We start from the raw sequence: 12,680 nt of genomic DNA, 5'->3' as shown, positions 1-12,680 counted from the left end.
GCGCCCGCACTCCGCTTGATCTGGATCAAGCAGGCTGAATGACGCCCCGGGCTAGCCTTTCCCGCGCAGCATGCGCGGCTACCGCTGAGGGCACCCGTGAAGACACTTCGCCAGCTTCTCACCGGAGAGGACGTGATCCAGCTGGTGATCCGGCTCGGCTTACTCGCGCTGTTGATCTTCTGGACGTTCTACCTGATCCGCCCGTTCGTGACGATTCTGGTCTGGGCCCTCGTGCTCGCGGTCGCGCTCAATCCAGCCTTCGTCCTGCTCGCCAAGCTCCTGGGCGGCCGCCCGAAGCTCGCGGCGACCATTCTCACGGCGGCCAGTTTCGCCGTCGTCATCGGGCCGGCGGCCTGGCTCGGCCTCGGCGCGGCGGACGGGATCAAGGATTTTGCAGCCCAATTGGCGGTCGGCGAACTGGCGGTTCCGTCGCCGCCCGAGGCGATCAAGAGCTGGCCCCTGATCGGCACGCAGTTTTACGAGCTCTGGGATCAGGCCTCGACCAATCTGCGACCGGTTCTGCAAATGATCGCGCCGTATCTCAAGCCATTCGCCGGTACGCTGCTTGGTCTTGCAGGCGATGCCGGCGTAGGCACGATCAAGTTTCTGCTCTCGGTCGCGGTCGCCGGCTTCATCTTTCCCTATGGGGCGCAGCTGGTCGCGGCAGGCAGGGGCTTTCTGTCGCGGATCGTACCCGAGCAGAGCGAGCACTTTCTGGATCTGGCAGGCGCCACCATTCGGGCGGTAGCGCAAGGCGTGATCGGCATAGCCGTCATCCAGGCGCTGCTGGCCGGTATCGGTTTCAAGTTGGCGGGCATCCCGATCGCCGGCCTGTTGGCGCTCGTGGTGCTGCTTCTCTCGATTGTCCAGATCGGCGCCGCCCCCGTCATGCTCCCGGTCATCATATGGATATGGACCGACAAGGACGTCTCCACGGCCGTGCTACTGACGTTGTTCCTCGGCGCAGTCAGCATTCTCGACAACATATTGAAGCCTATGGTGATGGGGCGAGGCCTGACGACGCCGACGCTCGTCATCCTCATCGGCGTCATCGGCGGCACCCTGGGCCACGGGATCATCGGTCTTTTCATCGGACCGATCATCCTGTCGGTGGCCTGGGAACTTGCGGTGGCCTGGATCGGGACCGACCGCACCAGCCCGGCGCGGCATGCAGTCCCCGAACGTTGACCTAAATCAACGTCGGCCGTCCCCGAGCGCCTTGGATCAAGCCGCGCGGTGATGAGGTCCGAAAATGTCGATGGAAATCCCAAGCCTGCCCGGCGGCCCGCTGTCCGGGGTCGTTGCCTCCGCTGTCGAATACATGGTCGATGCAGGCCAGCGCAGCGTGCTGTTTCTCGACATCATGCGCCAGCGCGGCGACCAGTACCGCGAGCACGTCTCGCAGACCGCGCCGCATGTGCTGCAATATGCTGCCGAATTGATCATGGACGGCCGCAAGCTCGACGAGCCCGTCAACTACGCGCTGGTGCGCATCATCCCGCCGGCGGGGGTGGAACTCGATCTTGAGCGCCGCCCGTTCATCGTGGTCGATCCGCGCGCCGGCCACGGTCCAGGCATCGGCGGCTTCAAGGCAGACAGCGAAATCGGCGTCGCGATGAAGGCCGGGCATCCCTGCTATTTCGTCGGCTTCCTGCCGGAGCCGATGCCGGGACAGACCATCGAGCGGATCGCGCGAGCTGAAGCGCTGTTCGTGGAGAAAGTCATCAGCCTGCATCCGCAGGCCGACGGCAAGCCGTGCGTGATCGGCAATTGCCAGGCCGGCTGGGCCGTCATGATCCTGGCCTCGCTACGGCCGGAATTGTTCGGTCCGCTGATCATTGCCGGGGCCCCGCTCGCTTACTGGGCCGGCGTGCACGGAAAATACCCGATGCGCTATGCCGGTGGCCTGCTTGGTGGAAGCTGGCTGACGGCGCTGACCAGCGATCTTGGCGCCGGCAAGTTCGACGGCGCGTGGCTGGTGCAGAACTTCGAGAGCCAGAATCCCTCGAATACGCTCTGGACCAAGCAATACAACGTCTATTCCAAGGTCGACACCGAAGCCGACCGCTACCTGGAGTTCGAACGCTGGTGGGGCGGGCACGTCAATCTCAACGCCGAGGAGATCCAGTTCATCGTCGACGAGCTCTTCGTCGGCAACAATCTCGCGGCGGGCAAGATCGAGATGTCCGACGGCCGCAAGGTGGATTTGCGCAACATCAGGTCGCCGATCCTGGTGTTTTGCTCCAAGGGCGACAACGTCACGCCGCCGCAGCAAGCGCTGCACTGGATCCTCGATTGCTATGCCGACGTCGATGAGATCAGGGCTTACGGGCAGACCATCGTCTACACGGTTCACGAGAGCATCGGGCACCTCGGCATTTTCGTCTCCGGCGGTGTCGCGAAGAAAGAGCATGCCGAATTCTCCAGCAATATTGACCTGATCGACGTGCTGCCGCCGGGGCTCTACGAGGCGACGTTCGAAGCCAAGGGCGAGGAGACCACGAGTTCAGATCTCGTCGTCGGCCAATGGGTCATGCGCTGCGAGGCGCGCACGCTCGACGACATCCGCGCCATGGGCGGCAATTCGCCCGAGGACGAGCGACGCTTCGCGGCTGCCAAGCGCGTTTCGGAACTCAATCTTGCTGCCTACCAGAAATTCGTTCAGCCCTGGGTCAAGAGCATGACGACGCCGCAATTGGCCGAAGCGATGCGCAATCTGCATCCGCTGCGACTCCAGTATGAAGCGCTGAGCAGCCAGAATCCCTGGATGGCGATGGTGAAGTCCGCGGCAGAGGGGGTCGAGGAGAACCGCAAGCCTGTCGCGAAGGACAATCCGTTCCTGGCGTTCCAGGAGCAGATGTCCAAGCAGATCGTGCACGTGCTGGACAGCTGGCGCGACTCGCAGGAGGCGCTCAGCGAAGCGATCTTCCTCAACGTCTACGGTTCGCCTCTCTTGCAGGCGGCTGTCGGGGTCGATCCGACGTCCGAGCCATCACGCCGGCGGGAGATGTCGCCCGAACACCGCGCCATGCTCAAGCAGCGGATCGCCGAATTGAAGGCGAAAATCGGTGAGGGCGGACTCCGCGAAGCGGCCTTGCGTGCGCTGCTTTACGTGGGGTCGGCGCGAGGCATGGTCGACGAGCGCAGCATCGAGGCCTTGCGCCAGGTTCGCCGCGAACATGGCGGCGCGCGTTTGACGCTTGCCGAGTTCAAGACGCTGGTGCGCGAGCAGTTCTTCATGCTGCTGCTGGATAGGGACGCAACGCTGGCCGCGATTCCCAAGCTGCTGCCCGACGACTTGAATCAAAGGCGCGCAGCGTTTGCCGCCATCCGCGAGGTGCTGTCGGCCAGCGAGGCGATTTCCGGAGAACGTGCGGACCGCCTGAAGCGCATTGCCGATCTGTTCGGCGTGGATTCGGGAGAGACAACGTCGAACGTTGCCCCTTTCGACCCCAAGGCGAGGGCGTCCTGACGCATATTGGAAGGATGGAGGGCGACATCATGTCAGCCGATACGAGACCGGCACAGTCTCCTAGCAAATATGATCGGCTGATCGCGGCAGCCAGGGCGACATCGCCCGCCCCGACCATCGTGGTGCATCCGTGCGACGAGACCTCGCTCCGCGGCGCGGTCGAGAGCGCCCAGGCTGGGATCATCGCGCCGGTGCTGGTCGGGCCCGCTAGCAAGATCAGGGAGACGGCCGCGAGGTTCAGCGTCGATATCTCCGGATACGAGATCGTCGATGCCGCGCACAGCGACGCCGCGGCAGCGAAGGGCGTCGAACTCATTCATGCCGCCAGAGGCGAATTGCTGATGAAAGGCAGCCTGCACACCGACGAGTTGATGCGCGCCGTCACGGCGAAGGTCGGCGGCCTGCGCACCGATCGGCGCATCAGCCATGTGTTCGTCATGGACGTGCCAGCCTATGCCGAGACCATCTTTGTGACCGACGCGGCCATCAACATCTTCCCGGATCTCGATGCCAAGCGCGATATCATCCAGAACGCAATCGACCTCTACACGCAGACCGGCTTCGGAAAGCTGCCTCGGATTGCCATCCTCTCCGCCGTCGAGACCGTCACTTCCAAGATTCCGTCGACCATCGAGGCTGCGGCGCTCTGCAAGATGGCCGATCGCGGCCAGATTACCGGCGGACTGCTCGACGGTCCGCTGGCCTTCGACAATGCGATCGATCCGGAGGCGGCGCGCATCAAGGGCATCAAGTCGGACGTTGCGGGGAGGGCCCAGATCCTGGTTGTCCCCGATCTCGAGGCCGGCAACATGCTGGCGAAGAACCTCGCCTATTTTGCCAAGGCGGATGGTGCGGGTATCGTGCTTGGCGCCCGGGTGCCGGTTGTCCTGACCTCGCGCGCCGACTCGCCACGTGCACGAATGGCCTCCTGCGCGGTCGCCGCGCTTTACGCCAACGCGAGACGACTGAAAACGCCAACGATTGCCGCGTGATCGCCATGGATACGATCCTTGTCGTCAACGCCGGCTCATCGAGTGTGAAGTTCCAGGTCTATTCGGTCGAGGGCGAAGGCACTCTTCGCCGTCAGATCAAAGGCCAGATGGATGGCATCGGCACCCGGCCGCGCCTGCGGGCCAGTGGTGCAAACGGCGATTCGCGGGCCGACCGCTGCTATCCGATCGAGGCGGTGGCAAACGTTCCGGCCGCGATGGAGGTCGCGGGCGATTGGCTGCGGAACGAGATGCAGGTCAATCCGCTTGCAGTCGGGCATCGCGTCGTGCACGGCGGTGCGGAGTTCGACCGGCCGGTGTTGATCGATCATGGCGTGGTGGCACGTCTCGATCGCCTGGTCCCGCTGGCACCGCTGCATCAGCCGCATAATCTGGCTCCAGTCCGCTCGATCCTCGTCAACTTTCCGAAGCTGCCCCAGGTCGCCTGCTTCGATACGGCGTTTCATCGCACGCATAGCGCGGTCGCGGACCATTACGCGATCCCGCATCAGCTTCATTCGGAAGGCGTGCGGCGGTACGGTTTCCACGGGCTTTCCTACGAATATATCTCGAAAACGCTGCCCCAGATTGCCCCTGAGATCGCGAACAGGCGGATCATTGTCGCCCATCTCGGCAGCGGCGCATCGATGTGTGCCATCAAGGGCGGACAGAGTGTCGAAAGCACCATGGGATTCACCGCGCTGGATGGGCTTCCGATGGGGACGCGGCCCGGCCAGCTCGATCCCGGCGTCGTGCTTTACCTGATGTCGGAGAAGGGGCTGTCCGCCGCGAAGGTCCAGGATTTTCTCTATCGCGATTGCGGGTTGAAAGGCTTGTCCGGCATCAGCAACGACATGCGCGAGCTCGAAGCCAGCGACAGCTTCAACGCAAAACTGGCGATCGATTGTTTCGTCTATCGGATCGGGCTCAATGCCGGCATGCTCGCCGCCGCCCTGCAGGGTCTGGATGCCTTCGTTTTCACCGCCGGCATTGGCGAGAACTCCGCCGGCATCCGCGCGCGCGTTGCGGAGCACCTCGGCTGGTTCGGCGTTACGCTCGATGCAGCCGAGAATGCGCGTCACGCCCGACTGATATCGCGTCCCGACAGTGCCATTCCCGTCTACGTCGTGCCGACGGACGAGGAATTGATGATTGCGCAGCACACGCTGGCGCTCCTGATGAACGGCAAATCGCACGATTCCAGAACCAAGAGGGTGTCATGATTCCCGTTTTCCCGGACAGCAAGGTTGCCCTCAAGGGCAAGAAGGGCCTCGTCGTCGGTATCGCCAATGATCAGTCGATCGCGTGGGGATGCGCCAGGGCGTTCCGCGCTCTCGGCGCCGAGGTCGCGGTGACTTATCTGAACGATCGGGCCAAAAAGCACGTCGAGCCCTTGGCGCAGGCGCTGGAGGCTCCGATCTTCATGCCGATGGACGTGATGGTCGAGGGGCAGACTGAGGCGGTATTCGAGCGCATCGAGAAGGAATGGGGGCAACTCGATTTCCTGCTGCACTCGATCGCCTTCTCGCCGAAGGAAGCATTGCACGGCCGTGTCGTCGACGTCGGCCGCGACGGCTTCCTCAAGACAATGGACGTCTCATGCTGGTCGTTCATGCGGATGGCACATCTTGCCGAGCCACTCATGAAGAATGGTGGAACGATGTTCACCATGACCTATTACGGCAGCCAGATGGTCGTGAAGAACTACAACGTGATGGGCGTGGCCAAGGCCGCTCTTGAAGCCGCCGTCCGCTACATCGCAGCCGAGCTTGGTCCGAAGGGCATCCGTGTCCACGCGATCTCCCCCGGGCCGCTCGCCACGCGAGCCGCGTCCGGAATCCCCGAGTTTGACGATCTGATGGACAAGGCACAGTCCACCGCGCCGACCCGCAGCCTCGTCAGCATCGAAGATGTCGGTAATGCCACGGCGTTCCTCGCACTCGACGGCGCCAAGCTGATCACCGGCGGCGTGCTCTACGTCGACGGCGGCTATCACATCATCGATTGAGGCGCGGACTTGTTGCTGTCGCGTCCGGCAGTCTCGGAGACGAGGGACTGATCATGCCACCTATGTCGGTGTTTTGCCCGACGGAGCAACCGTCTTTCTGGCTGACTGTCGCCGACCGAAAAAACGTAATGACTTCAAGCCCCAGCCTACTGTGCATGGGGTTGTTTTCGCCTTTTTTTGCTCAGCGATAGTGCAGGGCGATCAGCTCGGCGACGCAAGCGGGTTTCTTGCCGCCCTCGATCTCGATCACGAGATGGTAGTTCACACGCAAGCCGTCCGGCGGCACGTCCTCGGTCTCCGCCACGGTGACGCGGCCACGCAGCTTTGACCCCGCCGGCACCGGCGCGAGATATCTGATCCGGTCCGCGCCGTAGTTGAGCGTGTTGCGCAGCCCCTTCAGACCGATGACCGAGCGGATGAAGAGCGGCGCGAGCGCCAGCGAGAGCAGGCCGTGGGCGATGGTCTTGCCGCCGGGCATCTCCTTGGCCGCGCGCTCCTGGTCGACGTGGATCCACTGTTCGTCGCAGGTCGCTTGCGCGAACTGGTTGATCCGGTCCTGCGTCACCTCAACCCAGTCGCTGGCTCCGATCTCGGTGCCGACGGCCGATTTGATCTCGTTGAAGTCGCCGAATATCCGCATGATCGTGGCCTCGTCAGAGCTTCATTTCCGCAACGTTGTCGGGTACGACGAGCTCGGCCTCCGTTACCGCCAGGACCTCGCCGACGCTGACGCCGGGCGCGGTCTCCAGCAGGGTGGCCCTGCCCTCGGGGAAACCGATCACGGCCATGTCGGTCACGACCAGGTCGACCTGCCGTGCTGACGTCAGGGGCAGATTGCATTGCTTGACGATCTTCGATTTGCCCTTGGCGGCGTGCTGCATGGCGACGATCACCCGCTTGGCGCCAGTGACGAGGTCCATCGCGCCGCCCATGCCCGGCACCATCTTGCCGGGAATCATCCAATTGGCGAGATGGCCGTGTGCGTCGACCTGAAGCCCGCCGAGCACGGTAACGTCGACATGGCCGCCGCGGATCAACCCGAATGACATCGCGCTGTCGAACACCGAAGCCCCCGGCAGTGCGCTGATCGGGCGGCCGCCGGCATCGGTCAGTGTCGGATGCGCCATGCCTTGCTCGGGAATCGGACCGGTGCCGATGAGGCCGTTCTCCGACTGAAAGAACACCTTCAGATCGGCGGGCACGTAGTTCGCAACCAGCGTCGGAATGCCGATGCCGAGATTGACGAGGTCGCCGCTCTTCAGCTCCTTGGCGACGCGGCGGGCGATGACGATCTGCGGATCCATGATGTCACCCGTTCGCAATGAGGTAGTCGACGAGCGGTGCCGGCGTCACGACGTGGTCGGGTGCGATGACGCCGACGGGCACAATGTGCTCCGCCGTCACGATCACGGTGTCGGCGGCCATCGCCATGATCGGGTTGAAGTTGCGCGACGTCAGCGCATAGGCGAGGTTGCCAAGGTAATCCGCGAGAAAGGCGTGCACCAGCGCGAACTGGGCTCGCAATGCGGTCTCGAGCAGGAACGGCTTGCCGTCGACCTCGATCTGGCGCTTGCCCTCTGCAACCAGGGTGCCGACGCCCGTCGGTGTCAGGATGCCACCCAGGCCGCATCCGCCGGCGCGAATGCGTTCGACGAAGGTTCCTTGCGGCACGAGATCGACGGCGATCTGGTTCGTCAGCATCTGCTGCTGCGCTTTCGGATTTAGGCCGATATGGGTCGCGGTCAATCGGGAGACCAGCGAAGCCTCAAACAGCTTGCCGACACCTTTACCTGGCGTCGCTGCGTCGTTGGAAATCAGGGACAGGCCGGTCTTATGCTGCCGGACCATCTCGTCGAGCAGTCGCTCCGGCGTTCCGACGCCCATGAACCCGCCCACCATGACGGTCGCGCCCGATGGGATCATGGCAACGGCTTCTTCGATGGAGACGGCCTTCATGATTGAAACTCCGGTCGGGGCGTGTCGAAGGCGGCGGTGCGGGAATGTTGGTCGGCGGTCGCTCCGGTCCTTTGATCTGCGTCAACGCTCCGCATCATTCGTGAACGTGATACCGACGCTTTCCAGCGCTTCTCGCCAGAGCTTGCGCACGCCGGCGTGGCGCTTTTCGAGCGCCGCGCTCACGGCATCGCGCAAGGGCACCAGCTCGGGACCTTTCAGGAACAGGATTTGGCCCTGCAGCAGCCGACCGCTCTCGAATTCGATGCGGCGCAGCGCCATGACGAAGGGTTCGTCGGCCTTGGCGTTCACTGGCAAAAGAGCCGCTGGCCGGATGCCGGCATGAATCGCGTGTGCGAGCGTCGCGAGGTGGATCGCGCCGGCAAGAGAACGGTCTGCAACGCCGTCGATCGGTGCGGGAAGCCAGGCGGTCTCCCAGGATGCAACTATATAACCCAGGGCAAGATCAGGCACCCATGCCGTCGCGCGCATCAGAAGCGAGACGATCTCGGCCTCACGGTAGAGCTGTGCGTTCAGTTCAGTCTGCCAGGCGGTGTCGAGCTTCAAGGGCAGAGTGAATGCGAACTGGCGCGCCAGCGCCCCATGGGCCGAGATCAGGAAGGCCGCGACGCGCGTCTGCTGGTTCGCCGGCACGCGGCCCTCGGAATCGAGCGGGCCGAAAAATCCGCTCATGTCGCCGTCCTCTGAACGGGGATCGCGCGCAGATGATCGTAGCCGGCCGGGAACGGCGTAAGCTCGCCGCCCGGGTCTTCCGGGGCGATCCAGACTGCCTTGTTGCCCTGCCAGTGCCCGGCCAGCACGTTCTCGGCGAAGCGTGCCAGCAGGTCGGCCGTGAGTGCGCCTCTTTCAAGCGTAAACGCATGATACGCCTTCGGAATGATCACCAATGCGCTGTCCGGAATTTCAACCCTGAGCGTTTCATGCAGAGGCCGCGGCGTCAGGAAGTCGAACTCGCCGTTGAGGATCATGGTCGGGACGGAGATCGACGAGAGCTGCGGCGTCAGTGGCTGAAAGTCGAGGAAAGATTCCATCAGGTTCTGAAGCGCGTAGACGTCGTTGACGAGCCAGCCCTGCCGCTTGACGCTGTCGAGCTTGTCCAGGAGCGGCGTCAACCATTGGTCGGACAGGTTCATGGGCAGCAGCAGATCCTGGAGATAGCCGGTGCCGCCGAGAATCAGTCCGGTGCGCAAAGCATTGCCGATCAGCAGCAATTGCGGCGAGAGTTCCGCAAAGCAGCTCATGGGCACCAGGCCGGACAGACGCTTGCCATGCGCGATGGCATAGCGCAGCGCGATCAGGCCGCCGAAGCTGATGCCACTGAGGAAGACCGGTCCGTCGCCCAGTTCGTCGATAAGGAGACGAAGTGCCGTAACCTGGTCATCCTGGTTGATGAAGAGGGCAGGCTTGTCGGATCCGCCTTGCCCCAGCAGGTCGAATGTCGCAACGCGAAAATGTCGGGCCACGAGTGCATCGCGGTAGGCGGCCCACAACTCGGCATACTGGGTCAGGCCGTTGACGAGGACGTAGGTGGGCGCGCCGGCCGGCCCTTCCAGCTCATAGCGTATCCGATATGAGCCATGATCGAGGAAAGGCATTGGGACGACCAGCCAGATATTCTGTCGCGCTATCCTCGATCCTCGGAAGAGGATTCCATTGAGTTAGATCAAGCCTCCCCATGTCGCCCCACCTAGCGTTTTCGCAAGAAACATCATCGGGAGGGATACGTCATGTCCGGGAGAGGCGCTCTGAGGCATTGCCTCGTCACCCTCGTTTTGCTGCTGGTCGGCACGGCCCTAGCCGTTGCCCAGCCCTTCACGCGGCGCTCGTCGCAGATGCAGCACGATGGTTTGAAGAAGTCCTACGAGATCTCCAACTTCCGCCTCGGGGGAAAGTACGATCTCGCCAATCCGTCCAAATGGGAGAGCGGCGGTGAAGGCGGCGTCACGCTGGAATCGCTCGGCGGCGGTAAGCTGCGGACCGGCTACATCGCGATCGGCAATGCACGCCGCAACGCCGCCGGCGAGATCACCAATGCGATCGTCATCAACTCCTATTATTCGGGCGACTCCACCGACATGTACGAGCAGTGGGTCAAGGGCGCACCGCTCTCGGGCGGCGTGCCGATCATTGGCCCGGGCCGGCCGATCGATACCGACCGCTATTACGTGATCATGGTCGATCCGCTCGGTACCTGGGGCGCAAGCAAGCCGTCCGACGGCCTCGGCATCAAGTTCCCGCAGTACAGCTATTACGACATGGTGCAGGCCAACTACCGCCTGCTGCGCGACGAGCTGAAGGTTGCGCGCGTCGCGCTGGTGACCGGCGTGTCCATGGGTGGCACGCAGACCTATGTCTGGGGCGTCATGCATCCGGAATACATCAACGCGCTGATGCCGATCGGCGGCACGACGCAGTCGGACGGCGACGACCCCGTCGGCAACTGGACCTTCCAGATGATGACGGCGGCGATCGAATCCGATCCGGTGTGGCAGGCGAGCAAGGGCGATTATTACAAGCTGCCCAAGGAGAAGCATCCGGTCCCCGGCGTGGCGTTCGGCTGGTCAATTCTCGGCATGACGGGGTATGACTTCGCCTACCGCACGAGCCAGAACTGGGCTGCCGTCCAGCCCGAAATTTTCTATTGGGACTCGCCGAACGAGAAGGCCGGCTTGAACGTCACCAATCGTGCCAAGCTCTACGACGCGGTCGATCTCGTCTGGCGCAACCGGGTTGGCGAGACGCACAACGTCAATCCTTATCTCGGCCGCATCCAGGCGCGGACGCTGGTGATGCACATCACCAACGATCTCTGGCTAAACTTCAAGCTGGCCGAGAAGGCTGTCGATCGCGTGCCCGGCGCGGACCTTATCGCGCAGGAAAGCCCGGTCGCCCATTACGGCGTCTTCCCGATCATCAACCAGCGCAAGAACGATCCGAAATTCGTCGCCTTCATGGACGACGTCGCAGCGCTCGATCGTGCACAAAAGTTCGTCGACAAGAACTATCGCGTGCCTGGAGTGGCCGAGAAGATCGACCCGAGCAAGTCCTTCTGGAAGGACTTCGTGACCTATCCCTATCCGGTGAAATACGCCAACGCGAAGGACAAGAACGGCACCACCTGGCAGATCGGCTACATGGACGAATATGCGGGGACCGACAGGGACCCGAAGACGCTTGTCATCATCCATGGCAAGGGTGCCTTCGGCGGGCATTACGGCAACGTCATGCGGTATGCCCTGCGCAACGGAGTTCGCGTCATCGTGCCCGATCTGCCGCATTACGGCATGTCCGGACCGGGCAATCTCGACAAGAGCCCGGCACGCACCATGCAGGACATGCGCGAGGTCATCTACGACCTCGTGGTCAACCAGCTCGGCGTCAAGAAGGCCTACTACCTCGGCCATTCGCTCGGGGGCCAGTTCGTCATGGGCTACGCCTTGACGTGGCCGGATGCGGTGCAGGGGCTCGCCCTGGAAGCGCCGTCCGGCCTTGAGGAATATCCGCGCGACATCACCATCGCCAAGGACAAGAAGGCGCGCCTGTTCGACGACGCCTTCGGCCGTGACTTCGAGAAGTGGAAGCTGGCCTGGGACCAGACCGGGATCCTGGCCGCCGAGAAGGCGCGGAACGAGCAGAACATCCGGGACTTCTTCTACTTCAAGAAGCGCGACCCCGACACGAACGCCGTGTCCGCGGCCAAGAGCGGCTACTTCTTCGGCGACAGCGAATATGCCCGCTTCCACACCGAGCAGCGCGTCGGGTTGACCAAGGGCAACCCGAAGGAGCTCGAGCAGTGGTGCAACGTCTTCATCTTCGACGTCTACACGATCGGGGCCGAGCTCCAGCAGGATGATCCGAAGAACCTCTACGAGCGGCTAACGCAGATCAAGGCGCCGATTTTCCTGGCCTTCGGCGACAAGGAGCCGTTCATCCCGACGCCCGCCTTTAACGGGCTGACGGACCTCGGACGCGACGTCATCACGCCGTTCATGACCCGCATGACCAATGCGGGCAACCGACCGATGCTGAAGGTCTATCCGGAGACAGGTCATTTCATCCACACGGACAATCCGGTCGAATATTCTGCCGACGTGGTGGATTTCGTCACCAAAGGCACCGTGGACACCTCGTCCCCCCTCGGCACCGACCGCATGATCAAGGGAGCCGTGGTCTCGGCCCTGCCGGTGGCGCCGACGCCGCCAGGCGCCGCGCCGACGGCCGGCTTGAACAAATAGGA

11 protein-coding genes are annotated in these 12,680 nt (G+C 63.1%); 6 read left to right on the top strand and 5 right to left on the bottom strand.

Going from position 1 to position 12,680, the window contains the following annotated elements:
- The first annotated feature begins 96 nt into the window (after positions 1-96).
- The 5 genes from D6B98_RS26875 (at position 97) to fabI (ending at position 6,469) form a co-directional block, all read left to right on the top strand.
- Complete coding sequence (locus D6B98_RS26875) at positions 97-1,188, top strand: AI-2E family transporter (RefSeq protein WP_164718880.1); 1,092 nt, start codon at positions 97-99, stop codon at positions 1,186-1,188.
- 64 nt (positions 1,189-1,252) lie between these two features.
- Entirely contained in the window at positions 1,253-3,472 is a 2,220-nt protein-coding gene (locus tag D6B98_RS26870; protein ID WP_126259988.1) for a DUF3141 domain-containing protein, read from the top strand.
- A 29-nt stretch (positions 3,473-3,501) separates the two neighbouring features.
- Positions 3,502-4,464: a phosphate acetyltransferase gene (locus tag D6B98_RS26865; RefSeq protein WP_126259986.1), complete on the top strand. Its 963-nt coding sequence runs from the start codon at positions 3,502-3,504 to the stop codon at positions 4,462-4,464.
- A 5-nt stretch (positions 4,465-4,469) separates the two neighbouring features.
- Complete coding sequence (locus tag D6B98_RS26860) at positions 4,470-5,684, top strand: acetate/propionate family kinase (protein WP_126259984.1); 1,215 nt, start codon at positions 4,470-4,472, stop codon at positions 5,682-5,684.
- Complete coding sequence (fabI, locus tag D6B98_RS26855) at positions 5,681-6,469, top strand: enoyl-ACP reductase FabI (RefSeq protein ID WP_126259982.1); 789 nt, start codon at positions 5,681-5,683, stop codon at positions 6,467-6,469. Before D6B98_RS26860 ends, fabI begins: the two co-directional genes overlap by 4 nt.
- 181 nt (positions 6,470-6,650) lie before the next feature.
- Here the strand turns inward: fabI and D6B98_RS26850 are convergent, their stop codons facing one another.
- The 5 genes from D6B98_RS26850 to D6B98_RS26830 all read right to left on the bottom strand — a co-directional run bounded on the left by D6B98_RS26850 (position 6,651) and on the right by D6B98_RS26830 (position 10,038).
- Positions 6,651-7,109 carry a MaoC family dehydratase gene (locus tag D6B98_RS26850; RefSeq protein ID WP_126259980.1) on the bottom strand — a complete coding sequence of 153 codons (459 nt, stop codon included), beginning with the start codon at positions 7,107-7,109 and terminating at the stop codon, positions 6,651-6,653.
- Positions 7,110-7,122: 13 nt separating this feature from the next.
- A complete protein-coding gene (locus tag D6B98_RS26845; RefSeq protein ID WP_126259978.1) occupies positions 7,123-7,773 on the bottom strand; it encodes a 3-oxoacid CoA-transferase subunit B in 651 nt (216 codons plus the stop codon).
- A 4-nt stretch (positions 7,774-7,777) separates the two neighbouring features.
- A complete protein-coding gene (locus D6B98_RS26840) occupies positions 7,778-8,425 on the bottom strand; it encodes a CoA transferase subunit A (protein WP_126259976.1) in 648 nt (215 codons plus the stop codon).
- Between the two features lie 81 nt (positions 8,426-8,506).
- Complete coding sequence (locus tag D6B98_RS26835) at positions 8,507-9,076, bottom strand: hypothetical protein (protein ID WP_349644825.1); 570 nt, start codon at positions 9,074-9,076, stop codon at positions 8,507-8,509.
- A gap of 35 nt (positions 9,077-9,111) precedes the next feature.
- A complete protein-coding gene (locus D6B98_RS26830) occupies positions 9,112-10,038 on the bottom strand; it encodes an alpha/beta fold hydrolase (protein WP_126259972.1) in 927 nt (308 codons plus the stop codon).
- A 132-nt stretch (positions 10,039-10,170) separates the two neighbouring features.
- On the opposite strand from D6B98_RS26830, the gene D6B98_RS26825 reads away from it, so the two are divergent.
- Entirely contained in the window at positions 10,171-12,678 is a 2,508-nt protein-coding gene (locus D6B98_RS26825; protein ID WP_126259970.1) for an alpha/beta hydrolase, read from the top strand.
- The last annotated feature ends 2 nt before the right edge of the window (positions 12,679-12,680 follow it).

It is taken from the genome of Bradyrhizobium sp. LVM 105, assembly GCF_003957705.1.
Taxonomy (GTDB): domain Bacteria; phylum Pseudomonadota; class Alphaproteobacteria; order Rhizobiales; family Xanthobacteraceae; genus Bradyrhizobium; species Bradyrhizobium frederickii.
This window is presented reverse-complemented; position numbering and strand designations above follow the sequence as displayed.